At 29.0% G+C, this 25,304-nt stretch carries 23 protein-coding genes; 3 read left to right on the top strand and 20 right to left on the bottom strand.

Annotated elements, in window-relative coordinates:
* Positions 1-9 precede the first annotated feature (9 nt).
* From BN3265_RS03750 to BN3265_RS03740, 3 genes are all read right to left on the bottom strand, one after another.
* Positions 10-915: an LCP family protein gene (locus BN3265_RS03750; RefSeq protein WP_058990221.1), complete on the bottom strand. Its 906-nt coding sequence runs from the start codon at positions 913-915 to the stop codon at positions 10-12.
* Positions 916-924: 9 nt separating this feature from the next.
* Positions 925-1,398 (bottom strand): COG2426 family protein, encoded by a 474-nt coding sequence (locus BN3265_RS03745; protein ID WP_058990220.1) that lies wholly within the window; start codon positions 1,396-1,398, stop codon positions 925-927.
* Between the two features lie 92 nt (positions 1,399-1,490).
* Complete coding sequence (locus BN3265_RS03740) at positions 1,491-4,052, bottom strand: sulfatase-like hydrolase/transferase (RefSeq protein ID WP_058990219.1); 2,562 nt, start codon at positions 4,050-4,052, stop codon at positions 1,491-1,493.
* 174 nt (positions 4,053-4,226) lie between these two features.
* Between BN3265_RS03740 and BN3265_RS03735 the strand changes: the two genes are divergently transcribed.
* The 3 genes from BN3265_RS03735 to scfB all read left to right on the top strand — a co-directional run bounded on the left by BN3265_RS03735 (position 4,227) and on the right by scfB (position 7,207).
* Positions 4,227-5,567: an aminotransferase class V-fold PLP-dependent enzyme gene (locus BN3265_RS03735; RefSeq protein ID WP_058990218.1), complete on the top strand. Its 1,341-nt coding sequence runs from the start codon at positions 4,227-4,229 to the stop codon at positions 5,565-5,567.
* Between the two features lie 52 nt (positions 5,568-5,619).
* The gene (gene scfA, locus BN3265_RS03730; RefSeq protein ID WP_004817312.1) at positions 5,620-5,769 is read left to right on the top strand and encodes a six-cysteine ranthipeptide SCIFF; all 150 of its coding nucleotides are present in this window, start codon (positions 5,620-5,622) and stop codon (positions 5,767-5,769) included.
* 64 nt (positions 5,770-5,833) lie between these two features.
* The gene (scfB, locus tag BN3265_RS03725) at positions 5,834-7,207 is read left to right on the top strand and encodes a thioether cross-link-forming SCIFF peptide maturase (RefSeq protein WP_058990217.1); all 1,374 of its coding nucleotides are present in this window, start codon (positions 5,834-5,836) and stop codon (positions 7,205-7,207) included.
* Between the two features lie 208 nt (positions 7,208-7,415).
* On the opposite strand, the gene BN3265_RS03720 is transcribed toward scfB, so the two are convergent.
* From BN3265_RS03720 to BN3265_RS03640, 17 genes are all read right to left on the bottom strand, one after another.
* Positions 7,416-8,048 (bottom strand): ComF family protein, encoded by a 633-nt coding sequence (locus BN3265_RS03720; protein WP_058990216.1) that lies wholly within the window; start codon positions 8,046-8,048, stop codon positions 7,416-7,418.
* Entirely contained in the window at positions 8,045-10,198 is a 2,154-nt protein-coding gene (gene recD2, locus BN3265_RS03715) for an SF1B family DNA helicase RecD2 (RefSeq protein ID WP_058990215.1), read from the bottom strand. The genes BN3265_RS03720 and recD2 overlap by 4 nt, the downstream gene beginning before the upstream one ends.
* 2 nt (positions 10,199-10,200) lie before the next feature.
* Positions 10,201-11,478 (bottom strand): UDP-N-acetylglucosamine 1-carboxyvinyltransferase, encoded by a 1,278-nt coding sequence (gene murA / locus BN3265_RS03710; RefSeq protein ID WP_058990214.1) that lies wholly within the window; start codon positions 11,476-11,478, stop codon positions 10,201-10,203.
* Between the two features lie 14 nt (positions 11,479-11,492).
* Positions 11,493-12,122 (bottom strand): uracil phosphoribosyltransferase, encoded by a 630-nt coding sequence (gene upp, locus BN3265_RS03705; protein WP_058990213.1) that lies wholly within the window; start codon positions 12,120-12,122, stop codon positions 11,493-11,495.
* 10 nt (positions 12,123-12,132) lie between these two features.
* Complete coding sequence (locus BN3265_RS03700; RefSeq protein WP_058990212.1) at positions 12,133-13,170, bottom strand: L-threonylcarbamoyladenylate synthase; 1,038 nt, start codon at positions 13,168-13,170, stop codon at positions 12,133-12,135.
* Positions 13,142-14,146 carry a cation diffusion facilitator family transporter gene (locus BN3265_RS03695; protein WP_058990211.1) on the bottom strand — a complete coding sequence of 335 codons (1,005 nt, stop codon included), beginning with the start codon at positions 14,144-14,146 and terminating at the stop codon, positions 13,142-13,144. Before BN3265_RS03695 ends, BN3265_RS03700 begins: the two co-directional genes overlap by 29 nt.
* Positions 14,147-15,220 (bottom strand): peptide chain release factor 1, encoded by a 1,074-nt coding sequence (gene prfA / locus BN3265_RS03690; RefSeq protein WP_058990210.1) that lies wholly within the window; start codon positions 15,218-15,220, stop codon positions 14,147-14,149.
* A gap of 9 nt (positions 15,221-15,229) precedes the next feature.
* The gene (prmC, locus tag BN3265_RS03685; RefSeq protein WP_058990209.1) at positions 15,230-16,021 is read right to left on the bottom strand and encodes a peptide chain release factor N(5)-glutamine methyltransferase; all 792 of its coding nucleotides are present in this window, start codon (positions 16,019-16,021) and stop codon (positions 15,230-15,232) included.
* Between the two features lie 35 nt (positions 16,022-16,056).
* The gene (gene rpmE / locus BN3265_RS03680) at positions 16,057-16,263 is read right to left on the bottom strand and encodes a 50S ribosomal protein L31 (protein ID WP_049690726.1); all 207 of its coding nucleotides are present in this window, start codon (positions 16,261-16,263) and stop codon (positions 16,057-16,059) included.
* 64 nt (positions 16,264-16,327) lie between these two features.
* Positions 16,328-16,918 carry a TVP38/TMEM64 family protein gene (locus BN3265_RS03675; RefSeq protein WP_058990208.1) on the bottom strand — a complete coding sequence of 197 codons (591 nt, stop codon included), beginning with the start codon at positions 16,916-16,918 and terminating at the stop codon, positions 16,328-16,330.
* A 57-nt stretch (positions 16,919-16,975) separates the two neighbouring features.
* A complete protein-coding gene (gene rho, locus BN3265_RS03670) occupies positions 16,976-18,325 on the bottom strand; it encodes a transcription termination factor Rho (RefSeq protein ID WP_058990207.1) in 1,350 nt (449 codons plus the stop codon).
* Positions 18,326-18,379: 54 nt separating this feature from the next.
* Positions 18,380-19,249, bottom strand: coding sequence for a class II fructose-1,6-bisphosphate aldolase (gene fba / locus BN3265_RS03665; RefSeq protein ID WP_058990206.1), 870 nt, complete (start codon positions 19,247-19,249; stop codon positions 18,380-18,382).
* Between the two features lie 20 nt (positions 19,250-19,269).
* Positions 19,270-19,557 carry a thioredoxin domain-containing protein gene (locus tag BN3265_RS03660; RefSeq protein ID WP_058990205.1) on the bottom strand — a complete coding sequence of 96 codons (288 nt, stop codon included), beginning with the start codon at positions 19,555-19,557 and terminating at the stop codon, positions 19,270-19,272.
* Positions 19,548-21,266, bottom strand: a complete 1,719-nt coding sequence (locus tag BN3265_RS03655; RefSeq protein WP_058990204.1) for a proline--tRNA ligase — start codon at positions 21,264-21,266, stop codon at positions 19,548-19,550. The genes BN3265_RS03660 and BN3265_RS03655 overlap by 10 nt, the downstream gene beginning before the upstream one ends.
* 66 nt (positions 21,267-21,332) lie before the next feature.
* On the bottom strand, positions 21,333-21,824 hold the full coding sequence (locus BN3265_RS03650) for a PTS sugar transporter subunit IIA (protein ID WP_058990203.1): 492 nt from the start codon (positions 21,822-21,824) through the stop codon (positions 21,333-21,335).
* Between the two features lie 2 nt (positions 21,825-21,826).
* On the bottom strand, positions 21,827-23,914 hold the full coding sequence (locus BN3265_RS03645; protein ID WP_058990202.1) for a Tex-like N-terminal domain-containing protein: 2,088 nt from the start codon (positions 23,912-23,914) through the stop codon (positions 21,827-21,829).
* 185 nt (positions 23,915-24,099) lie between these two features.
* Positions 24,100-25,266 (bottom strand): hypothetical protein, encoded by a 1,167-nt coding sequence (locus BN3265_RS03640; protein WP_058990201.1) that lies wholly within the window; start codon positions 25,264-25,266, stop codon positions 24,100-24,102.
* Between the last annotated feature and the right edge of the window lie 38 nt (positions 25,267-25,304).

Here is a 25,304-nt window from a genome sequence, read left to right as displayed (position 1 = left end):
TTTTCTCCTTTATTCTCCTAATAAATAATTGTACAATATTTTGTTTCTAATATCTATAGTTTTTTCATTATCTGGTATATAATAAGATATTCCATCTATCATATCAGGATATCCTGGTATAGTTTGGGTATTTATTTCTGCATCATCAATATTTCTAAAGGCCCAAGCGAAAGATAAAATTGTTGACATTTTTATATTTGAATCCATATTATCATTAACCTTTGAAATTACTCCTGGAATTTTTATTATATTTTTGACTTTTGTCATATTTTTTATAAATTGTACGACAAAATCTTGTTGGCAAGAAATTCTTCCCAAATCTGCATTTGCATAACCTTTTCTAAACCTACAATAATCAAGAGCTTCTTTTCCATTGAAATGGTGAAGGCCAGGCTCAATTTCTTGTGCCTCAGCAATTTGTTCAGGAACGTCTATATCGACTCCTCCCAATTTATCTACTCCATCTTCTACTGCCTTAAAACTAATTTCTGCATAGTAGTCAAGATCTATATACAAAAAATCTCTTATAGTTCTAATTGTATCTCCCATTCCCCCGTAGGAATGAGCTGCATTAATTTTATCTAGATTTCCATCAACATAAACTCTTGTATCTCTAGGAATTGATATTATATCTATTGTTTTGCTATTTTTATTCATTAAAACAAGCATAAGTGTATCGGTTCTTGTATTTACTTTTTCACCTGTTGAATCAACTCCAGCAAAAAGAAATAACAATTCATCTTTGTTTTTTTGTTTAATTTTATTTTCATCTGAAAGATCATTTCCAGTAAATTTATTTTCATCATTTACAACTTGTGATGAAATAAATCCTTTGACTAGTGTAAAAGCAGCAAATACTGTAATTATCATCAGTAATATTAATAATGCTTTTAATAATATTTTTTTAATTTTCATCTATTCTCCTTAAAAGAAAAAACTTGAAAAAGTATAAATAATTAGACCAGCTATTAGGTTTCCCACAGCTATTGTAAGTAGAGATTTTTTCTTATTTAAACCAAGAATTGATGCAATCAAAGATCCCATCCAAACTCCAGTTCCTGGTAAAGGAATGGCTACAAATAAAAACAAACCTAAATATTCATATTTTTTTATATTTCCTTCTTTTTTTTTCGCTTTTTTTTCTGCCCATCCTGCTAATTTTTTTAGACTGTCTTTTGTTTTCATATAAGAAATAATTGGCATAATCCATAAAAGAATAAAAATTGCAGGAATTGTTGATCCTATAATTGAATATAAATAAGCATCTATTGGCTTAAACCCCATGGCAAGCCCTATTGGTATTGAACCTTTAAGTTCAATAAGTGGCAGCATACTTATAATTAATAAGGCTATCTCATTAGAAAAAGTCGATCTAATTAAATCTATTAGATTTTGCATTAATTCTCCTTCTTTTCTTTTTGTAATTATTATATCACATTATTTGACCAACAAAAAAACCGAAATCAAGATTTACTTGATTTCGGAAAATTTTATTTAGAAGCTTCATTGAAATATTTATCTGATTTTGTATCTTGCTTCATTTCATAATAAATTAATGAATTTAATTTATTATTTCTTTTTATAAACTCTTCATCTTTACTAACTTCAAGACCATCGTTATTAAATATTTGTTTAGTTGTAAGAATTGGATAATCCTTGTGCATATCTAACATATATTTTTCATAAGCTGATAATTTTATTCCACCAGCTTTTTCCAATAAATATGGAGTTAGATAATTTAAAGACATATTTACATCTTTTTCTTCAGCTATATCATAATTTGCCCAGATAGTAAATGGAGTATAGAACACATCTTTGTTTGTATAATTATCGCTTGATTTTATAAGTTTCATAAAGACATCGTAGTTTTGTGGTTGATGGTCACCAAAAATACAAAGAATTGTTGGTTCATCATATGATTTGAAAAATTCTACAAGATTTTTTAAATCCTCATCAGATTTTTTTAGTAAATTTACATAATGGCTAGTACCCTTGTCATCACCATTATTTTCATTTAATACTTTTATATCTCCAGGAACATTTGAAGTGTAGCCTCCATGGTTTTGCATGGTAACAAGATAAGCAAAAAGTGGTTTATCATCTGACTTATTTTCAAATTGTTCTTTGATTTTATCAAATGCAACTGAATCTTTCATAAAGTTATTTGTTGATTCAAAACTTTCTGGACTATTATCATAGTCTCCCAAAAATGCTATATTCTTAAATCCTAAATTTGGCCAAACTTCTTGTCTAGAATAATTTGTTGGCTTGTTTGGATGAGTTATAAATGTATTGTAACCTTGATTTTCCAAAACTCTTCCTACAGATGTGTGTCCTTCTTTTACATATTGTTGGAAAGGATAGGCTCCTAGTGGGAAGAATGTCAAAGGAACGGAAGTTAGGGCTTCATATTCTGAGTTTACTGTTCCTCCACCCAAAACTGAAACATAAGAATTTCCTTGGATTGCATTTTCATCTAGAGATCTTTGGAAAGCAATAGGATTTTCGCTTAATTTTAAATTTCCTTTTCCATAATAATCTGCTAGGGCTTCTGATTGAATCATTACAATATTTGGTTTTTTATTTTCTTTTGTTCCTATATCTTTGTTGTAATATTCTTCAAGAGTATCTTCAACTTCTTTTTCATCATAACCTTTTGGTGCTGTAAGAATTTGGTTTGCAAAAATTCTATAGAAACTATAAGGTGAACCTTCTACATAATAAGTTCTAGATGGTCTCCATAAGTTTACTCCTACACCGTTTTGTTTTATAAAATAATTTACACTAACAACAGTTATCAAGGCAAATATTGCAGAATATCCTGCCAATTGTTTTACATAAGATATTTTTGAAATTTTAATTTTTCCTTCATTTATTGAAGAAATTATCAATAACCACAAGCTTGCAAGTGAAAATGCCATTAATGAATGACCATTTAATTCTATAACTGTATCTTTTGCTACGTCAGCTGCAACACCAAGTGAACCCAAAAACGCAGGTATAAGTGGTGAATCTCTCAAAATATACAAGGCATCATTAGCTATACCAAATGCAATTGATAAAACTAAGATAAACATCATTGATAATCTTTTTTTTCTTATTACTATATATATTAATACTTGAATCAAAAATAGGATTAGAGCATTAATTAAAATATAAATAAGCTCCATTGATCCGAAATTTGGATTGTAGGCAGATTCTAATATATAAAATGACATAAATGGATTTAGGATAAATAAAATCCAATTTGTAATATCAAGAGCCTTAATATTTGATTTTCTCTTGTAAATACTTTTCATTCCAAGTGATGCCAAAAATACAATTGAAACAAATAAAATCAAATCTTGATATGTATAAGGGGCATGGAAGAATGTAAAAAATTCTTCTTCTGGAATGTGTGCTTTTAGTTTGCTAAGACCAAAAATAGATAAGCCCAAGATTATAAAATTCAAAACATAATCTTTGCCTATGCATAAAATTTCTTTTTTCTTATCAGAGGCCTCTTCTATTCTCCTAATTAAATTATATATAAAGAAAGAAAATAGAATTATTGATCCGATAAAAATCAATGTTTGTGTAAGAATTGATAAAAAGTCTGTATAATTTATATCTACATATGATCTGTTATCAGATGAGCTAGCATACATTGTCATTGTATGGTCTTTTAGATAAGTCATAACAGCTGTAGAATATTTTGGACTTGTTTCAAAGTTTACACTTAGTTTATTAAACATCAAGCTTGGACTTGGTTTAATAGATAATTTATTTCCCTTGCTATATCCATTTGTTTGGACTGGGTAACCCGTATCGGTTTTTGCCTTTGTCCATCCTTTCATTTCAACCTTATCAAGGTCTAATAGTTTATCACCAATATAAATTGAATTTATTTTGAAATTATCAGAATATTGGCTAACAGGTTCAGATTGGCTGATTTCTATGTTTTCATTTGTATAAACTTTGTAAGAAAAATCTTCAATAAAGCTTTGCATAAAAAGCATTATTACCAAAGATATAACAAATGAAGATATTTTTAATTTTTTATCTCTTTTCATTTTTTCCTCGCTTTTCTAATATTAATTTTGTATTTATAAGATGTTAAATTCATGTTAACTTTTTCGATACAATTATACATTATATCACAGATTATGTAAATATCATGTCATATTTTTAAAAAAAATTTATAAAAATTTTTGTAGTATAATATTTTTAATAGAAAGGATAAAAAAATGCTAAATGAAAAATTAGATTTATATATAAAAGAAGATTATTATCCCTTTGCCATGCCAGGGCATAAGAGGAATAAAAAAATCTTAAATAAAAAAATTTCCTACGATAGGGATATAACTGAAATTAGGGATTTTGATAATTTAAATAATCCAAAAAGTCTTTTTAAAAATATGGAAAAAAAGCTTGCTCAAATTTATAATGCTGATGATTTTATAATATCAACAAATGGTTCAACTTGTGGAATTCTTGCAAGCCTTAGGGCACTTACAAAAAATAATAAAAAAATCCTTGTCCAAAGAAATTCCCACAAGTCTGTTTTTAATGCTATTGAAGTTTTTGATCTTGATCCTGACTATATAAGGGTAAAAATAGATGAAAATGATATGGCCTACGATATTGATTATGAAGATTTAAAGGAAAAAATCGAAAAAAATTCTTATTCTTTGATTTTTATAACATCTCCAACTTATGAGGGCTATATGGTCAATTTGAAAAAAATCCAAAAAATTATTAAGGATAAAAATATTTTTTTACTTCTTGATATGGCTCATGGTTCTCATACAATTTTGTCAGAATATAAAAATAATTTTTCCTATGACCTTGCCATAACATCTTTTCACAAAAATTTGTCTGCCCTTACTCCTTCAAGTGGGATTATAATAAAGAATAAAAATATAGATAAAAAAGAAATCAGAAGAAATATGGCAATTTTCCAAACCTCTTCCCCATCCTATCTTATAAGTGGATCAATTGATGATATGGTTGAAAAATTTCCTAGATTTTTTGACCTTTGGGATGATTTAGTTAAAAATTTAAATTCTTTGTACCAAACAAAACTTAAAAATTTAAAATTTATAAATTCTAAAAATAAGGATATTTCAAAAATTCTTATTTCTTGTAAAAATACAAATATAAATGGAAATGACCTTGCTGATTTATTATATAAAGAAAAAATTGAAATCGAGATGGCAAGTGCGACTTATGTGATTCTAATTTCCAGTATTTTTGATACAAAAGAAGGTTTTGAAAGGCTAAAAAATGCCCTCATAAAAATTGATAAAAAAATAAAGTATAAAAAATCTGATTTTTCTTTTGAATTTGTAGAATGCCAGAAAAAATATTCCATTAGTGAAAGTTTTTCAAAAGAAAATCACCTTGAAAAAATAGAAAAATCTCAAGGAAAAATTTCAGCTTCATATGTTTACGCCTATCCCCCTGGAATTCCTCTTTTAATTCCCGGAGAGATAATAAATCAAAAAATAATTGACCAAATCAAATATCTTGATAACTTAGGTTTTGACCTATCTATAGATGATTCTTCGATTCCTCTTATAGATTGACAAAAAAAGTCTATTTTGATATTATTAATCTATAGAAAAAAAGGAGATACATATGAAAAGAATTATTACTTTGAATACAAGAAATCTTCACAAAAGCAAAAAAGACGGCGGCTGTGGCGAATGTCAAACATCTTGCCAATCAGCTTGCAAAACATCTTGTGGAGTTGCTAACCAAGAATGTGTTAACACAAAAAATAAATAAGGGCAAGCCCCTTATTTTTTTATTGTATAATTCTTACTATTTTACTATAAATTAAGGAGAAAAAATGATACACCAATATAAGGCAAAAGGCTATAATATTGTTTTGGATGTTTATTCTGGATCAGTTCACTTGGTTGATGAAATTTCCTATGATATTATTAGTCTTTTAAATAAAGATATAGAAAAAGAAAAAATTGAAGAAGAAATTATGGGTCTTCACAAAATAAATAAGGACCAATTTGATGAAGCCTATGAAGAAGTTAAAAATTTAGTTTCAGAAAAAGTTTTATTTTCAGAGGATGATTTCAAAGACTTGACCATTGATTTAGACAAAAGAAAAACTTACCTTAAGGCAATGTGCTTAAATGTAAGTCACACTTGCAATTTATCTTGTGAATATTGCTTTGCCAAAGAAGGCCGCTACCATGGACCTGAAGCAATCATGACAGATGAAGTTTCAAAAAAAGCCATAGATTTTCTTTTAGAAAATTCTGGATCTCACTATAATTTAGATATAGATTTTTTTGGTGGAGAACCGCTTTTGAATTGGGATTTGGTAAAAAATACCGTCGATTATGCAAGAAGTAAAGAAAAAGAATTTAATAAGCATTTTAATTTCACTTTGACCACAAATGGAATGCTTTTAGATGATGAAAAAATTGAATATCTTAATGAAAATATGAAAAATGTTGTGCTTTCTCTTGACGGAAGAAAGGAAAAACACGATGAGTTTAGGAAAACTTCTGATGGAAGAGGATCTTTCGATAAAATTGTTCCAAATTTTCAAAAATTAGTAAAATCTCGTGGGGACAAGGAATATTACATGAGAGGAACCTTTACTGCAAATAATTTAGATTTCACTGAAGATATAAAAACTTACCTAGATTTAGGTTTTAAAAGAACATCACTTGAGCCAGTTGTTGGAAATAATGAAGAAGATTATGCTTTAAAAGAAGCACACCTTCCAAGAATTTATCAAGAATATGAAAAACTTGCAGATATGATGATTGATGCAATTGATAAGGATGATAAATTTATTTTCTATCATTATATGATAGATTTAAACAATGGTCCTTGCGTTTACAAGAGAATTTCCGGATGTGGATCCGGATCAGAATATATGGCAGTAACTCCAACAGGAGACTTATTCCCTTGCCACCAATTTGTTGGAAATGATGATTTTAAAATAGGAAATGTATTTGAAGGAATAAAAAATGAAGAAATAATCAAAGATTTTAAGAAAAATAATTTATATAGCCAAGAAAAATGCAAAGACTGCTGGGCACAAATGTATTGTTCAGGAGGATGTGCAGCAAATAATTATAATGCAGGCGGCGATATAAATAAAATTTACGATTATGGTTGCAAAGTTTTCAAAAAAAGAATAGAAATGGCCCTAGCCGTAAAAATCCACGAATTTTTGAAAGAAAATGCATAAAAAATAAGGTGGCTTGCACCTTCAGAATGTTGACAAACTAAAAATTTTCCCATTTCGACCGAGTGTAACGAGCGGAGAAATCTCATGGGATCTCTCCATGCGTTCGTTTCACTCACTTAGTCGAGATGGGCAGTAGCGTAATTTTATTTTTAAATTAATAATAAATTACTAAACTAACTTTGTCTACGCTCTAAAGGTGCCCCGCACCTTATTTTTTTACCCTATGACTTGAAGCTATGGCTATAGCTTCAAGTTTTTTGGGATTTGATTTTTCTATTGTTCTTATAATTTCTTTTACCGTATTTGAACTTGTAATAATATCATCAAAAATCAAAACCTTTTTCCCAGTCAAATCTCCTTTAAATTCAAAGGAGTTTCTCAAATTTTTTGCCCTATCCTCAAGAGATAATTTGTGTTGAGCTTTTGTATTTTTGATTTTTTTAAAGCCTTTAAGATAGGTCATATCAGTATTTTTTATGAAATAATCACAGATTAATTTCACATGGTCAAATCCTCTTAAATTTAAAACGGAATTTGATGATGGACAAGTCAAAATATAATCAAAATCATCCATATTCTTCTCTTTTAAAAATTCATAAAGCATTTGACCAAAAACCTTATACAAAGAAGTATTCCTATTAAATTTATAATCAGAAATTAAGTGAGATATAAAAGAATTATAAAAATATAAGGACCTCGCCTTATAATTTAAAATTTCAAATTCATTGTCAACATAATCAAGCTTTGAAAGGCAATTTTCACACAAGAAAAATTTCTCTCTTTCTTCTTCCTTGCAAAAAAGGCACAAATTATCATCCAAAAATAAAAAATCCCCAATCATTTTAAGGCCTCTGACAATTCTTTTATCCAAAAACTCAAATTAGTCAATCTTTTTGACTCATTATTATTTCTTACCATTTGTTTTAAAATTCTTTTTTCACCAAGTAAAACCACCAATTTTTTCGCCCTTGTAATAGCTGTATACAATAAATTTCTATTTAAAAGCATATAAGCTGTGCTCATCATTGGAATTAAAACACAATCAAATTCAGATCCTTGAGATTTATGAATTGTAATTGCATAAGAAAGATCTAAATCTTTTATGTCTTCTTTCTTGTAAGATACAATATTTCCATCATAAAATTCAACTTTTAATTCTTCTCTTTCTTTATCAATATCAAAAATTCTTCCAATATCTCCATTGTAGACCCCATCTTCAAAATTTCCTGGATCTAGGCTTACAAGGTCATAATTATTTCTAACCTGCATTACCTTATCATTTAATTTGAAAATTTTATTATTAATTTTAATAGATTTTGGATTTTTATTTAACTCTTTTTGGCAAATATCATTAATGTTAACTACACCCCACAAAGATTTTTTACCTGGAGCAAGAATTTGAATATCATTAATTGGGTCAAGCTTATAATAATTTGGAAGCCTGAACTTAACTAAATCGAGCAAATCTTTTTCAAAATTTTTAGAATTTGAATCTATAAAGAAAAAATCTTTATTTTTTTGATTTAAAATTGGATACGAGCCATCATTTATCCTGTGTGCATTTACAACAATATTGCTCTCCTTGGCCTGCCTAAATATTTTTTTAAGCCTAACAGATTTTATGTCCGTATCCAAAATATCTTTTAAAACATTCCCAGGACCAACGCTAGGAAGTTGATTATGATCTCCAACCAAAATTAAGGCTGTATTTGTTGATAAGGCTTTCAATAATTTATCCATCAATTTTATATCAATCATTGACGCTTCATCAACAATTACATAATCACATTCCAAAGGATTATCTTCATTATATTCTGGAATTGGACTATCAGGTTTAATTCCAATAAGTCTATGGATTGTAAGAGCAGAATTTTCTGTTGATTCTTGCATTCTCTTTGCAGCTCTTCCTGTTGGAGCCGCAAGATTATATTTTAATCCATTTTCATCCAAAATATTACAAATTGCTTTTATAATTGTAGTTTTTCCAGTTCCTGGACCTCCAGTAATTACCAAAAGCATATTATTAAAAGCCTCTTTAATTGCAATTTCTTGCTCTTTCGAAAAAGCATCCAAGTCTTCATTAATTTCTATATCAAATATGTATTTTTCATTTTGAAGTCTTGAAAGATTAATTGCTGTAGATTTTTCAGCCTTATAAATATCCTTATCATAAACAAAGTCGTCATCAGCAATTTTCATTATTTGAATTTTTGATTTTAAAAGATCTTCATTAATTTGTTCATCTATTTTATTTTTATCAACTTTTATCAAGTCAAAAGTTTTATTTATCAAATCTTCTTTTTTAATAGCACAAGACCCGCTCATCTCTGCATCATTTTTTAAAATATAAGAAAGTGCTGCTGAAATTCTAAATTTAGAATCATTTTCCATTTGCATGTTTATGGCTATATTATCAGCCATTACAAAACCAACCCCTGAAATATCTTCAGATAATTTGTAAGGATTTGTTTTTACTATAGAAATTGTATTGTCACCGTAGGCCTTATAAATTTTATTTGCCAAATTAAATGAAATATTTAAACCTTGAAGATATAAGAGAGCTTCTCTGCTATCTTTAGCTTCAATTGTAGATTCTTTTATTTTTTCAAGTTTTTTCTTTCCAATTCCATGAATTGATAAAAGTTTATTAGGTTCATTAAAAACAATGTCAATTGCTTGGTCACCAAATTTTTCATAAATTAATTCGGCAGTTTTTTTTCCAATTGATTCAATATTTCCGCTAGAAAGATAGGAAATAATTGCTTTTTTACCAGAAGGTTTTTTTATCCTAGCACCTTCTACATTTATTTGCTCCCCATATTTATCATGATAAATTAATTCTCCCTCAACAAGAATTTGATCATTTTCATTAAAAAAAGGCATAATTCCAGTACAAGTTATAGGTGAGTCAGAAGTTTCCAAGGATAATACTGTGTATCCATTTTCTTCATTTCTATAAATTATACTTTTAATTATGCCTTCAAATTTCATTATTAATTTACCTGTTTTCTTTCAATAAGAGCTCCAAGTTTTGTAAACTTTTCGATTAGATAACTATATCCCCTATCTATATGGTAGATATCAGATATTTTTGTTTCTCCATCTGCAACAAGACCTGCAAGAATTAAAGCAGCCCCTGCTCTTAAATCTGTAGCTTTTACTTCAGCTCCATGAAGCTTATCAACTCCAACAATTACAGCCCTGTTTCCTTCGGTAATTATTGCAGCTCCCATTTTCTTAAGCTCATCAACGTGCATAAACCTATTTTCAAATACAGTTTCTACAACTGATGATTCACCTTTACAAACTGTCATTAAAGCCATAAACTGAGATTGAGCATCTGTAGGAAAACCTGGATAAGGGAGGGTTTTAATATTTGTGGATTTTAATTTTCCATCAGCCTTAACCCTAATCATATCTTCATCTTCAATTTCTTCAACTTGTGCACCCATTTCAATTAATTTTGCTATAATTGGCCTAATGTGAGAACCTAAGACATTTTTCACCAAGATATCTCCACCAGTAATAGCTGCTGCAAGCATATAAGTTGCAGCCTCAATCCTATCTGGAACTATGGTGTGTCTTGTTCCTCTTAATTTTTCTACACCTTTAATAGTGATATTAGATGTTCCTGCTCCAATTATACTTGCTCCCATTTTTGATAAAAATGAAGCAAGATCTACAATTTCTGGTTCTTTGGCTGCGTTTTCAATTACAGTTTCGCCTTCAGCCATAGTCGCTGCCATCATTATATTTTCTGTTGCTCCTACTGAAGGAAAATCTAAATAGATTACATTTCCTTTTAAACCATTTTTTGTTCTAGAAGATATTTCTTCATGACTCATTATAGTTTCAGCACCAAGAGCTTCAAAACCTTTTAAATGCAAGTCAATTGGTCTTTTTCCAATATTACATCCACCCGGAGCTTTTGTTATTGCATGACCAAATCTTGATAAAAGTGGACCCATTACTATAAAAGATGCTCTCATTTTATCCATTAAGTCAAAAGGAGTTTCATATTTATCAACCTTTGAAGAATCAATTCTAAGACTTGTTTCTGTAATATATTCAACCTTAGCATTTAAACTTCTTAAAATTTCAACCATTACTTCAATATCTTTAAGCTTTGGAACCTCATCTAAAATTACTTCCTCTGTTGCTAAAAGACTTGCAGCAAGGATTGGAAGAGCAGAATTTTTTGCTCCAGAAATATAAACTTCTCCCTTTAACGGCCCATTTTCTCTTACTACTAATATTTCTTCTTTACTCATATTATCCTATCCTCTTATTTGGTACCAAATAATCTGTCTCCAGCATCTCCAAGTCCTGGAACAATATAGCAATCATCATTTAATTTTTCATCTAATTGAGCTATAAAAATATCCACATCTGGGTGTTCTTCTTGAACTTTTTTGATCCCTTCAGGAGCTGCGATTATATTTAATAATTTTAAAGAAGTACATCCTTTTTCTTTTAATCTTTGGATAGCATCACAAGCTGAACCACCTGTTGCAAGCATTGGATCAATTACCAACATATCTCTTTTGTTAGAATCTTTAGGAATTTTTAAATAATATTCTATAGGTTTCATTGTCTTTTCATCCCTATACATTCCTATATGACCAACTCTTGCTGCTGGGAAAACTTCAATTAGTCCATCAACCATACCAAGACCTGCTCTAAGAATTGGAATTATTCCTAATTTTTTTCCTGAAAGTTGATAACCTTTTGTTTTACAAATTGGTGTTTCTATATCATATTCTTCTAAGGTAAAATCCTTACTTGCTTCATATGCTAGAAGAATTGTTATTTCTCTTATTATTGATCTAAATTCATTAGAACCTGTATTTTTATCTCTTAAAATTGAAATTTTATGTTTGATCACTGGATGATCTAAAACTGTTACTTTACCCATCATTTCTCCTTTACACATTAAAAATATTTCCAGATGCTGATTTTTTCATCCTATTCATTATACTCTTTCCAAGCCCAATGTCTTCAACTCCTTGGGCAAGAATAATATCTACATTTTTTCTATCCAAATCCCTAAGAGCTTCAAAAAGAACATGGCTCATCTCGATTAAATTATCCCTGTTTCCCAAAGAAAGTGTAGTATAGGAAGAAAATTTTTCAGTATACTTATCAAAAACTAATATTCCTACTTTTTTTCCTTCATTTTTATATTTTAAAGCTAAATCATTTATTTTTTCAATACTTTTATCTCCAACAAAAACTTGCATTTTTGCCTTAGGCGCATAATGTTTATATTTTTGACCAGGAGATCTTGGAACTTTTGAATCATCAACCAATGAATCATCCAAACATACATTTGGAATAAATTTTTTAATATATTCGTAAGTATAATAGCCTGGTCTTAAAATACAAGGATTTTCCAAACTCATATCTATTACTGTTGATTCAATCCCAATATCAGAACTTCCTCCATCAATTATCAGAGGAATTCTTTCATTCATATCAAAATAAACATCCTTGGCGTTTGTTGGAGAAGGTCTACCCGAAATATTTGCAGAAGGAGCTGCAATTGGTGTGTCACAAAATTTTATAAATTCTCTTGCAAGTTTATCTTTTGGTCTTCTAACAGCAACCGTACCTCCCCCTCCTGTAATTATATCAGGAATTATAGGGCTTTTTTTAAGTATTACTGTAAGAGGACCCGGCCAAAGATTTTTAATCAAAAATTTTGTCCTATAGTCAACCTTTTCAACTAATTCGTCAAGCTTATAATCTTCGTCAATATGAAGAATTAAAGGATTGTCTTCTGGCCTATTTTTTGCCTTAAAAATTTTCTTGGCTGCACTTGGATTTAATCCATCTGCTCCCAAGCCATAAACCGTCTCAGTTGGGAAAGCAACTAGCTCTCCTTTTTTTATAATATCAGCTGCATGGTTTAGGATATTTTCATCTATATTTTCTCTATCTACTTTCAATATCTCTGTTTGCATTTTTCACTGACTTTCTTAAATTTTCAATTATTTTTTTATTTTCATCGTTTTCAATTAAACAATAGGTTGGATCCATGTGGATTGTTATAGAAATATTTAGCTCTTTTAGAAGCCTCATTTCAACATTAGTAACTGCTTGATGCATAATTCCAACACTAATATTTGAAGGAACTTCCACATCACAACTTCCAACAAGTTTCCCTCTACCGTATTCGTGGATTTTTAAATCGTGATAGCCACGTATAAAATCCCCCGATAAAATTATATCTTCAATTTCTTTGTGAAGTTCCTTGCTGATTCCTTTTCCCAAAAGCTTATCAATAGTATCCAAAAATAAATCTAAACCTGGTTTAAATACTATAATTGAAAGAATTATTCCAAGTAAAGCATCTAGGTTAAAACTGATATATTTTTGCAAAATAACCGCAATTATTATTGATATTGTTGAAAGAATATCATTTCTTGCATCAATCATTACAGCAAAATTTAGTTTTGAATCTAATTTTTTATCTAAGTTCCTATTTAAAAAATAAATGTAGAATTTAAAGCCTAGGGAGAATATCAAAATTATTATACTTAATCTTGAAAGTTTTGGTAAATTTCCCTTATAAAAACTATCTATAGAATTTGTAAACAATAAAAATCCTACAAGCATAATAAGAATTGAAACAAGAAAACTAGCTATATATTCACTTCTTCCATGACCATATGGGTGGTTGGCATCTGCTGGCTTACTGCTTGCCTTTGCTCCTATTAAGGTGATTAGGCTTGTAAGGGCATCGCTCATATTATTAAAAGCATCTCCCAAAATTGCTGATGATGATGCTATTAATCCTATGCTTACTTTTATTATAAATAAAAATATATTTATTAAAATTCCTATAAGACCTGATAGCGAGATCAATTTTAATCTTACATTTTGATCTTCGATAGACTTGTAATTTTCTACAAATCTTTTTGCAAGAATTTCAAACAATTATTCCTCTCCCATTGTCTTTAATTTTCTAGTTTGGTCTTCTGTAATCAATGATTCTATCATTTCTTCAATATTTCCATCTAAAAAATCATCTAATTGATAAATAGTTTTATTTATCCTGTGATCTGTAATTCTTCCCTGTGGATAATTGTAAGTTCTAATTCTTTCAGACCTATCTCCAGTTCCAACTTGAGATTTTCTGTTATCTGAAATTTCTTTTTGTCTTTTTTGTTCTTCTATTTCATATAATCTTGCCCTTAAAACTCTCATTGCCTTATCTTTATTTTTTATTTGAGATTTTTCATCTTGGCAAGTTACCACAAGACCTGTTGGAATATGGGTTAGTCTTACAGCAGAATCTGTTGTGTTTACACTTTGTCCACCGTTTCCACTTGACCTATATACATCTGTTCTTATATCATTTGGATCAATTTTTATATCAACTTCATCTGCTTCTGGCAAAACAGCAACTGTAGCTGTTGAAGTGTGAATTCTTCCACCTGATTCTGTTTCTGGAACTCTTTGGACTCTGTGAACTCCAGATTCATATTTTAATTTTGAATAAGCTCCTTCACCTCTTACAATAAAAGTTGCTTCTTTCATTCCTCCGATTCCTTGGCTTGATACATCAATATCTTCAGTTTTGTAGCCTTGTTTATCAGCATACATATGATACATTCTGTAAAGATTTCCAGCAAAAAGACCAGCTTCTTCTCCACCAGCTCCTGCCCTGATTTCTACAATTACATCCTTGTGATCGTTAGGATCTGTTGGGATAAGTAAAATTTTTAAATCTTCATTGTATTTTTCAAGATTTTTTTTATTTTCATCAATTTCAGATTTTAAAAGATCAATCATTTCTTTATCTTCAGCTTCTTTTAAAAGCTCGGTATTTTCATTAATCATATCTTCTGCATCTGTTATTTCGTTGTATTTTTCAACAATTGGTTTTAGTTGATTGTATTCTCTTGAAACTTTTTTAAACCTATCTGTATCTGACAAAACTTCAGGATCAGCAAGTTTTTTTTCTAATTCTTTGAAATTTTCTCTCATATGTTCTAGATTTTCTAACATATATCCTCCTTAGATACAAGCCTTAATTATTCTATCAAAATCATTAAAATCCTTATAGGACTCAATATTCTTATATCCATATTCATTTAGTAAATTTATTATAGGTTCTTTTTGGTCATAACCTATCTCTAGATATATTTTACCATTTTTATTAAGAAAGTTTTTTGCATTTTTAATAATTTCTTTATAAAAGTCTAGCCCATCTTCTCCGCCGTACAAGGCATTTTGAGGTTCGTAGGATAATTTCTCATCCAAATTATCAAAATCTTTTTTATTAATATAAGGTGGGTTTGAGACAATAAGCTCAAATTTTTCCTTTATATTTGAAAATATATCACTTTTCTTAAAATCTACATTATTAATATTTAACTTAATTTTATTTTCATTTGCAAGATCTATGGCATCTTTTGATATATCTACCCCAAGAACTTTAGAATCTTTAATATTTTTTGAAAGAGCAAGAGAAATTGCTCCACTTCCTGTGCCTATATCAAGAATTTTTTTCTTATCATTTTCATCTTTTATTATAAGATCTACTAAAATTTCTGTTTCATACCTTGGTATTAGAGCCCTTTTATCAACCAATAAATCCAGACCATAAAAATTCCACTTGCCAATTGCATATTGGAGTGGATATCCTTTATTAATCTTATCTTGTATTTTCAAAATTTTTCTTTCAATATTTTTATCCAAAACTTTTTCTTGGTCTAAAAACAAAAGATTTTTCTTTGTATTTAATAAATATGTAAGGGCAATGATCAAGTCATCATTATCCTTTTCTAAAATATCTCTAATTTTCATAAATACATATAAAAAATAAGGTTAGATACCTAACCTTATTTATTTCTTCCATATTTTTTATTGAATTTTTCAACATTACCACCACGGTCAGAAAATCTTTGTTTTCCTGTATAGAATGGATGGCATTGTGAACATACTTCAACTTTTATTTCTTCTTCTGTTGATCCAACAGTAAATTCATTACCACATGATGTGCAAGTAACTTTTGCTTGGTGGTATGCTGGATGTAGTTCTTTTTTCATATAAACACCTCTTCTTGTCTCTTTCAATAAGCAATAATGATTATACCATATGAATATTTATCTTTCAAGCAAAACTTTTAAATATTGTTTTGATTCCTAAAACAAGTCCCATCGAATAAATAAATATTGAAGGAGGCTTACAAAAAATAATTATTTTTACAAAAGTTATTAATTTCATATCGGTAAGTCCTGAAAAATAGCACAAAAAATCATCAGGAGCTACTGGAAGTAAAATAGCCCATGCAAAAAATTTATCATATTTTTCGTGATTTAACCACTTATCATATTTTTTAAAATTTTCTTCGCCAAAAATAGCAAGGACAACTTCCTTACCAAAAAATCTTGAAATTAAAAATACTATAATAGATCCAATACAAATAGAAATATAATTATAAACAAAGCCCCACAAAGGACCAAACATAACTACGCCAAAGGCTGTAGTAATTCCACCAGGTATTACTGGAATTATAATTTGGATTATTTGCAAAAGCATAAAGATAAGTGGAGCCCAAATTCCATATTGTTGCAAAAATTTTTGAAGACTTGCAACGGATGTAAATATTCCCATCTTATAACCCTTGTAACCCAGATAAACGGAAATCAAAATTATAAGAATACTTGTAATATTTATAATAGTTTTTGCTTTAACTTTCATAAAAATTCCTAACTTAATTATTACATCTTCATTATAACTTATATAACAAATTTATGGTTAATTTTTGTAAGTTTTGTTGATTATTTCTATAAATTCTTCATTTGATTTGCATTTTTTCATTAAATTTATCAATTCACTTGTAAAATCAGCCTTATCTTTCATATCAGAATTTCTAAGTTTATATACTGCTTCAAGCTCTTTTTCATTTAATAGCAAATTATCTTTTCTAGTTGATGATTTTTCTATATCAATTGCAGGGAAAATTCTTCTTTGGGCAAGTTTTCTGTCAAGATGCAATTCCATATTTCCAGTTCCCTTAAATTCTTCATAAACCATATCATCCATTCTAGAACCTGTATCAACAAGAGCCGTAGCAATAATTGTAAGTGATCCACCATTTTCTATATTTCTTGCAGCACCAAAAAATTTCTTTGGTCCAACAAGGGCTAAAGGATCAAGACCTCCTGAAAGAGTTCTGCCTGATTGTGGTGTCATAATATTATAGGCTCTAGCAAGTCTTGTGATTGAATCTAGTAAAATCACAACGTCCTTATTGTCTTCCACAAGTCTTTTTGCTCTTTCTAGAACCATCTCTTGCATATAAATATGATTTTGTGGTGGCTTATCAAAAGTTGACGCAGCTACTTCTGTTCTTGTAAGCTCATTATCTTTATCCCTGTATTGGTTTACAAATCTTTTGAAATCTGTAACTTCTTCTGGTCTTTCATCAATTAATAAAACCAAAATTTTTAAGTCATCAAAATTTTTTTCAAGAGCATATTCAATATCTTTAATCAAAGTTGTCTTTCCGGCTTTTGGTTGAGATACAATAAGTCCTCTTTGTCCTCTACCGATTGGGGCAATTATATCAATAATTCTTTGGGAAATTTTATCATTACTTGTTTCAAGTTTTAATCTTTGGTTTGGGTAAATTGGTGTGAGTGATTCAAAATTAGACCTATTAAAAGCATCTGCTGCTCTTAGGCCATTAACATCTGAAACGAAAATTAGGGGTGAAAATTTATCTTTATCTTTTTTTACTCTTGCAATTCCTTTAATAAAATCGCCTGTTTTTAGTCTAAACATTTTTACTTGTTTAGGAGAAACATATATATCATCATTACTAGATTCATAAAGTTCAGTTCTTAAAAATCCAAAACCATCTTCATGAAGATCTAAAAGTCCTTCGCAATTAAATTTTTCGCCAAGATCAAAATTTTCATTTTCGTCATTCTCTTCCTTGATGGAATTTTTATCTTCTTCTAAATCTTCATGACTCTTGTATGTATCTTTTATTATTTCTATAAGATCACTTTTTCTATAGGATGAAAGAGATTTTATCGAAAGTTCCTTGCCGATTTCTCTTAATTCATCCAATTTCATTTTTTCTAAGTTCTTTATATCCATTTTTTTCCTTTGTATATAAAAATATACGGAGCCCTAAGGCTCCGATTTTATTTTTTATTTTTCTGCTGAATTTTCACATTCGAAAAATTCTATTTTTTCTCTTACCTTATCTTTGATTGCTTCATAACCTGGTTTTAAAACTTTTCTTGGGTCAAATCCCTTACCTACTTTGTCTTTTCCTTCTTCGAAATATTTTCTTGTTGCCTCTGTAAATACGATTTGGCATTCAGTGTTGATGTTGATTTTAGAAACTCCTCTTTCAATAGCTTTTTTAACTTGCTCTTCAGGAATTCCTGTACCACCGTGTAAAACTAGAGGAATTTTTCCAACTGCATTTTTGATTTCTTCAAGTCTTTCAAAGTTAAGTCCTTGCCAATCTTTTGGATATACTCCGTGAATATTTCCAATTCCTGCTGCTAAGAAATCAACTCCAAGTGAAGCAACTTGTTTACATTCTTCAGGATCTGCTAATTCTCCTGCAGAAACAACTCCATCTTCCTCTCCGCCGATTCCGCCAACTTCAGCTTCTATAGAAACATTTTTAGAGTGGCAAAGCTCTACTAATTCTTTTGTTTTTTCAATATTTTCATCTATTGGAAGACTTGATCCATCAAACATTATTGAAGTAAATCCAGCATCTAGTGCTTTTTTTGCACCTTCATATGTTCCGTGATCTAAGTGAAGAGCAACTGGAACTGTGATATTTAAATCTTTATCAAGTCCTTCAACCATTTTAGCAACTACATTAAATCCACCCATATATTTTGCAGCACCTTCAGATACTCCCAAAATAACTGCAGATTTTTTTTCTTCACAGGTTTCAAGAATTGCCTTTGTCCATTCAAGGTTATTTATATTGAATTGTCCAATTCCATAACCATTTTCGTAAGCTTTGTCTAACATTTCTTTCGCATTAACTAACATATTCACTCCTTAAATATTTCTTAATTATTTATCGTAAAATCATTTTTCCTTAGACTATTTTTAGTAATAGTTACTAAAGATGGTATTTGATTAATACCCAATTTTTTTACTAATTCCCCATTTTTATCAATATCTATTATGATTTTTTTTATATTATTATATGAGTCTTCTTCCTCTTTTAGAAATTCTTCTTTCATATTTTGAGAAAAATTTGACCAATTTGCATGAAATAGGGCAATTATTTTTTTATTATCTAGTAAAATATTTTCCAAAAATTCTTTTGAAATTTTATAATCAACTACTTGCATAAGTCTTCTTTTATTGAACTTATTATTTTTTCAATAGCTTCATCAGTTGACATTTTTAAATTTTCCATATCTGATCTTTTTGAAAATTCTACTATATCATCCTTGGCATCTTTTCCAACTGTAATCCTATAAGGAACTCCAACAAGGTCTCTGTCGTTAAATTTAACTCCAGCTCTTTCTTTTCTATCGTCAAGCATTACCTCTATGCCTTGATCTAATAATTTATTATAGATTTTTTCTGCTATTTCTTTTTGTTCTTCTTTATTTTTATTTACAAGAGTAATCCACGCTTCAAATGGTGCAACTTTTGTTGGCCAAATTATTCCATTATCATCATAGTGTTGCTCGATTATTGCTGAAATTGATCTTGTAATTCCAATTCCATATGATCCCATTATAAATGGTTTTTGTTTTCCATTTTCATCCAAGAAATAAGCTTCAAGGCTTTCTGAATATTTTGTTCCCAATTGGAAGATATTTCCAACTTCTATTCCACGAGCAATTTGAAGTTTTTCCTTTCCATCAAGTGAAAGGTCACCTTCTTTTGCTGTTAAAAGATCTTCAGCAACTTCCCCATCAAAATCTCTTTTGTAATTTGCATTTATATAATGGTGGTCGGTTTTATTTGCCCCAATTACTAGGTTTTTGTATCTTGTAATAGATTTATCAACAATTACTCTAACGTCTTCTTTTAAATCCTTTGGACCTGTAAAGCCAGGTTCTGCTCCAGTAATTTTTCTGATTGTTTCATCATCCATCATTTCGATTTCATGTTCTGGGACTTTTAGGTAAGAAATTAATTTTGCCATATTTAATTCCCTATCTCCAGGAACTATAACAAGAACTGGATTTCCTTGGACTAATAAATCAACAGCTTTTGCACATTTATTTTGATCTATTTTTAGAAAATTAGAAACTTCTTCGATTGTTTTTGCATCTTTAGTTTCTACTAATTCTAATTCTTTTTCACATTCATTTTCATCAATGTCTAAGAAAAATTTTGCAGATTCATCAGTTGCTGCATAATTTGAATTTTCTGTATAGAAAATTTCGCCTTCACCTGTTTCTGCAAGAGCCATAAATTCATGACTTGTATTTCCGCCCATTGCTCCTGAATCACCCTCTACGATTTTATAATCAAGATCTAGGGCATCAAAAACTTCTACATAAGCATCCCACATTTTTTTGTAGGATTTTTCTAAACCTTCATAATCCACATCAAAAGAATAGGCATCTTTCATTATAAAATCTCTTGACCTATTTATTCCAAATCTTGGTCTTTTTTCATCCCTAAATTTTGAAACTATTTGATATAAATTCAATGGAAGTTGTTTGTAAGAATTTATTTCATCTTTGATTAAAGTTGTAAATTGCTCTTCAGCTGTTGGTCCGAGGCAATATTCCCTGTCGTGTCTATCCTTTATTTTAAACATTTCAGGTCCAAAATTTTCCCATCGTCCAGATTTTTCCCAAATCTCTTTACTTTGTAAAACTGATGTTGAAACTTCTATAGAATCATATTTTTCCATAGATTTTCTTACAATATCTTCTATTTTATTTATTACTCTCATGCCAAGAGGTAAGTAGGAATAAACTCCTGATGAAGTTTTTCTTATAAAAGCTCCCCTTACCAAAAGCTTGTGACTTTGTGTTTCTGCATCTTGAGGATCATCTCTTAATGTAGGCATATAATAGTTCGATAATCTCATTTATCCTCCAACTTTTTGTATTTTTTTATCCTTAAAAATATTATCACAGTTAGTTTTTTTAATCAATTATTCTACAATTGTAACTGTTTGAACTTCTTCGCCACATTTTGCGTCAAAGTTTATTTCTGATAAAATATTTTTTTCAAGATTTGCAACTATGCAAGGTGTGATTATTGAAGGAACCCTGTCCTTTATTTTTTCTATATCTACCGATAAAACCTTATCGCCCTTATTTACCTTATCTCCAACTTTAACATGTGGAGTAAAGCCTTCGCCTTTTAATTCTACAGTTTCAAGTCCAAAATGAACCAAAACTTCTATTCCTTCATCTGTTTTTATTCCAATTGCATGGTATCCATCTGGTTGAAGAGTAACTTCTCCATCAACTGGAGCGTAAACTTCTCCATCTTCAGGCAAAACTGCAAAACCGTCACCAACCATTTTTTCTGCAAAAACTGGATCTGGAACTTCTTCTAATTTTACAACTTTTCCATTAACTGGACTTGCTATTGAAACTTTCTTTTCTACCTTTTTTTTCTTTTTAAAAAAATCAAACATTTTTACTCCTTTAAATCTTTCATTGATAAACCGATTCTCTCTCTTTTTTTATCAATTTCAATTACTCTTACTCTTATTATATCAGAATTTGTAACAATCTCATTAGGATCCTTTATAAATTTATCACTAATATTTGAAATATGAACAAGACCGTCAATTCCTACTCCAATATCTACAAAGCAACCAAATTCTGTAATATTTCTTACAGTTCCTTCTAAGATATCTCCCTCATTAAGATCATCGATTGATAAGACTTCACTTTTTGTAACAACTTCTGGAAGTTCATCCCTAGGATCTCGTCCTGGTTTTTTTAGCTCTTCTATTATATCCTTTAAAGTTAATACCCCAACTTCGAGATCTTTAGCACATTTTTCTAAATTTATTTCATCTAAATTATAGTCTACAAGTTTTTTTGCAATTTTATAACTTTCTGGATGGACTGCAGTGTTATCTAAAAAATTTGGTGAATCAGGAAATCTCAAAAACCCTGCTGCCATCTTGTAAGTTTTATCACCAAGTCCCTTAACTTTTTTTAAATCACGTCTTTCGATTATTTGTCCATTTTTAAAATCTTCTTCAATTCTTTTTGCAAGATTTAAATTTAAACCTGAGACATAGGATAATAATTTGTAAGATGCATTATTTATATTTACACCAACTTCATTTACACTATCTTCCACAACTTTTGAAAGCTCTTCGTCCAATTTTTTTTGATTTATATCGTGTTGGTATTGACCAACGCCCAAGTGTTTTGGATCAATTTTTACAAGCTCTGCCATAGGATCTTGGAGCCTTCTTGCCATAGAAACTGCACCTCTTATTGTTACATCAAGGTCAGGAAATTCTTCTTCACCAAGCTTTGATGCAGAATAAACTGAAGCCCCTGCTTCATTTACAATTGCATAAGAAACTCCATCAACTTCTTTTAATAAATTATTAACAACAATTTCAGTTTCCCTACTTGCAGTTGCATTTCCCAAGGCAATTATATCTACATCATATTTTTCAATTAATTTTTTTAATGTTTCAATTGCTTCTTTTTCTTTTGAATGAGGTTTTACAGGATAAATTACAGCTTGGTCCAAATATTTTCCATGCTTATCAATTACTGCAACCTTACAACCAGTTCTAAAACCTGGATCAAGACCGATTATATTTTTATCCTTTATTGGTCTTTGTAAGATATATGGTTTTAAATTTTTTGAAAAAACCTTTATTGATTCTTCTTCAGCCTTTTCAGTTAATTTATTTTTAATTTCTGTACTAATGCCTGGAAGCAAAAGTCTTTTATAAGAATCTTCAATGGCTTTTTTTATCAAATCTTCTGTATAATCGTTATTTGATTTATAAAGATTTTTAATTAAAGTTAGGTTGTAAGTATCTGTAAATTCTAATTTTACAGTCAAATCACCATTTTTTTCTGCCCTATTTAAGGCTAAAATTTGAAAAGGCTTGAGATTTTTGATTTTTTCATTAAAACCATAATAATTTTCATAAGTTAAATCTTCATCTTCCTTTTTTTCTGCCAAAATTCTTGCCCTAACAAGCCCATCTCTTCTTATAATATTTTTTGCCTCGATATTGTTTGCCACATCTTCTGCCAAAATGTCCAAGGACTTGTTTATAGCATCATTTTCATCTTCGATTCCTTCTTTTATGTATTTTTTTGCAAGGGAAAGTGCGTCTTCTTCATTTTGAGCCTTCATCAAAATTTCATCCAAAAGATCCATTAGACCAAGCTCTTTTGCCTTATCTGCTCTTGTTTTTCTTTTTTTCTTAAAAGGAGCATATATATCTTCAAGTTCAGTCAAAGTTTTGGCTTGATCAATTTTTTCTTTTAATTCATCATCAAGTTTTTCTTGATTTTCTAAAGAAGATAGAATTTCTTCTTTTCTTTTTTCAAAATTTCTAAGCCTTGTTAAACCACTTTCAATATCTCTAATTTCAGTATCTTTTAAGTCACCAGTTTTTTCTTTTCTATACCTTGCAATGAAAGCAACAGTAGAGCCTTCATCAAGCAATTTTATAACTTCATCAATCCTATTTTGATTGATATTTAATTCATTGGAAAGAATTTTAGAAATTTCCATTATTACCTCACTAACTTCATCTTAAATTACAAAAGGGACTCTTGAAAATTTATGACCATTCATAGTTTTTCAAAAGCACCTTTAAAAATTAAAATATTTATTTAAATATAAATATACTATACTCTTTTTTCAAAAAATAAAAAAGCTCTTACAAAATCCATAATTGATTTTGTAAAAGCTTTAGTTTAATTTTGTGTTATATAATTTATTTTATATTTTGGGAAATTCATAGAAATTGTTCTTCCTTGAAATTTATCTCCAAAATCCCTATCAAGTTCATATAGGTTTGATGGGTCATAAAAAACTACTCTTGAATTTTTTGATTTTTGTGGAACTAAATCCAGTTGGAATTTATATTTTGACCTGTTTTTTGAATAGTCCAAAAGTAAATCTATAAATCTTCCATAATCATAGTCATTGTAATTTTCAAATTCCAAATCAACCTTATACTCGCTGTCTTGTCTAATATCTGCAATACATTTATCAGACTTATATGATTTTTTAACCCCATCCGATAAATTTGTCAAAGAAATCATAGTAACAAGTTTGCTATTTTTATCATTAATCAAATTTATCAAATCAGTCTGATCCATTGTATCTCTAAAATCATCCAAATTTATAGGATCGAATGAATTCTTATTAAGCTCTTCTTTGATATCATCCAAGTTAAGTTTTCTAGTTTGAGTTTTATCAAAATCTTCCTCAACTTTTTCTTCCTTTTTCAAAACTTTCCTATCAGAATTTTTGCTTTTTTGAGGAGAATTTTTCTTAAAAGGTATGTTTAAATCATCAAATCTCATCCTACCCTTATTTTCTTTCAATGTGTCGATTCTTTTGTAAGTATTATACAAAGTTGTAAATACCATAAATAAAAAAGATAGGCTTGTAAGTAAATGTAGGATATTTTTATAAACTCCCTCGTCAGGATTAAATAAATTTAATACAAGCATCAACAAAAAAGGAAGAGATCCTGTATAAGAAAAGAATCTTTTTATAGGATTATTTCCAGATTTTTCTTTTTTTATTGGATTTTTATCTTTAAAAAGCTCTCTTTTTCTTTTTTCTTTCAAAATTCTTTTAATATTTTTATAGGCAAAAATAACAAATCCTAAAGCATAAAGTATATAAATTATAAGTTTAATGTTAGGATAATTTAAGTATATATCAAAAGGTAAAACCCTTAAAATCATATCGAAAATAAAGGTCATAGCTAATAAAAATATACCAGCCTTTAATAAAATTTTTGATATCAAAAATAAAATAACAAGACCAATAATGATTATTACAATTGCTAAAGGAAAGTTTATTCTATTTAAAATATCAAATATTCCATCATAATTTAAATTATTCATATTACCACCTTTGAGATAATTATACCAAATAAAAAAGA

Origin of the sequence: Anaerococcus rubeinfantis (assembly GCF_001487145.1) — a bacterium.
Classification (GTDB): domain Bacteria; phylum Bacillota; class Clostridia; order Tissierellales; family Peptoniphilaceae; genus Anaerococcus; species Anaerococcus rubeinfantis.
This window is presented reverse-complemented; position numbering and strand designations above follow the sequence as displayed.

What these genes read in the sequence shown, in the direction of transcription:
- BN3265_RS03750 (WP_058990221.1), bottom strand. Translation starts at nt 915, where the DNA reads ATGAAAATTAAAAAAATATTATTAAAAGCATTATTAATATTACTGATG.
- BN3265_RS03745 (WP_058990220.1), bottom strand. Translation starts at nt 1,398, where the DNA reads ATGCAAAATCTAATAGATTTAATTAGATCGACTTTTTCTAATGAGATA.
- BN3265_RS03740 (WP_058990219.1), bottom strand. Translation starts at nt 4,052, where the DNA reads ATGAAAAGAGATAAAAAATTAAAAATATCTTCATTTGTTATATCTTTG.
- BN3265_RS03735 (WP_058990218.1), top strand. Translation starts at nt 4,227, where the DNA reads ATGCTAAATGAAAAATTAGATTTATATATAAAAGAAGATTATTATCCC.
- scfA (WP_004817312.1), top strand. Translation starts at nt 5,620, where the DNA reads ATGAAAAGAATTATTACTTTGAATACAAGAAATCTTCACAAAAGCAAA.
- scfB (WP_058990217.1), top strand. Translation starts at nt 5,834, where the DNA reads ATGATACACCAATATAAGGCAAAAGGCTATAATATTGTTTTGGATGTT.
- BN3265_RS03720 (WP_058990216.1), bottom strand. Translation starts at nt 8,048, where the DNA reads ATGATTGGGGATTTTTTATTTTTGGATGATAATTTGTGCCTTTTTTGC.
- recD2 (WP_058990215.1), bottom strand. Translation starts at nt 10,198, where the DNA reads ATGAAATTTGAAGGCATAATTAAAAGTATAATTTATAGAAATGAAGAA.
- murA (WP_058990214.1), bottom strand. Translation starts at nt 11,478, where the DNA reads ATGAGTAAAGAAGAAATATTAGTAGTAAGAGAAAATGGGCCGTTAAAG.
- upp (WP_058990213.1), bottom strand. Translation starts at nt 12,122, where the DNA reads ATGGGTAAAGTAACAGTTTTAGATCATCCAGTGATCAAACATAAAATT.
- BN3265_RS03700 (WP_058990212.1), bottom strand. Translation starts at nt 13,170, where the DNA reads ATGCAAACAGAGATATTGAAAGTAGATAGAGAAAATATAGATGAAAAT.
- prfA (WP_058990210.1), bottom strand. Translation starts at nt 15,220, where the DNA reads ATGTTAGAAAATCTAGAACATATGAGAGAAAATTTCAAAGAATTAGAA.
- prmC (WP_058990209.1), bottom strand. Translation starts at nt 16,021, where the DNA reads ATGAAAATTAGAGATATTTTAGAAAAGGATAATGATGACTTGATCATT.
- rpmE (WP_049690726.1), bottom strand. Translation starts at nt 16,263, where the DNA reads ATGAAAAAAGAACTACATCCAGCATACCACCAAGCAAAAGTTACTTGC.
- BN3265_RS03675 (WP_058990208.1), bottom strand. Translation starts at nt 16,918, where the DNA reads ATGAAAGTTAAAGCAAAAACTATTATAAATATTACAAGTATTCTTATA.
- rho (WP_058990207.1), bottom strand. Translation starts at nt 18,325, where the DNA reads ATGGATATAAAGAACTTAGAAAAAATGAAATTGGATGAATTAAGAGAA.
- fba (WP_058990206.1), bottom strand. Translation starts at nt 19,249, where the DNA reads ATGTTAGTTAATGCGAAAGAAATGTTAGACAAAGCTTACGAAAATGGT.
- BN3265_RS03660 (WP_058990205.1), bottom strand. Translation starts at nt 19,557, where the DNA reads ATGCAAGTAGTTGATTATAAAATTTCAAAAGAATTTTTGGAAAATATT.
- BN3265_RS03655 (WP_058990204.1), bottom strand. Translation starts at nt 21,266, where the DNA reads ATGAGATTATCGAACTATTATATGCCTACATTAAGAGATGATCCTCAA.
- BN3265_RS03650 (WP_058990203.1), bottom strand. Translation starts at nt 21,824, where the DNA reads ATGTTTGATTTTTTTAAAAAGAAAAAAAAGGTAGAAAAGAAAGTTTCA.
- BN3265_RS03645 (WP_058990202.1), bottom strand. Translation starts at nt 23,914, where the DNA reads ATGGAAATTTCTAAAATTCTTTCCAATGAATTAAATATCAATCAAAAT.
- BN3265_RS03640 (WP_058990201.1), bottom strand. Translation starts at nt 25,266, where the DNA reads ATGAATAATTTAAATTATGATGGAATATTTGATATTTTAAATAGAATA.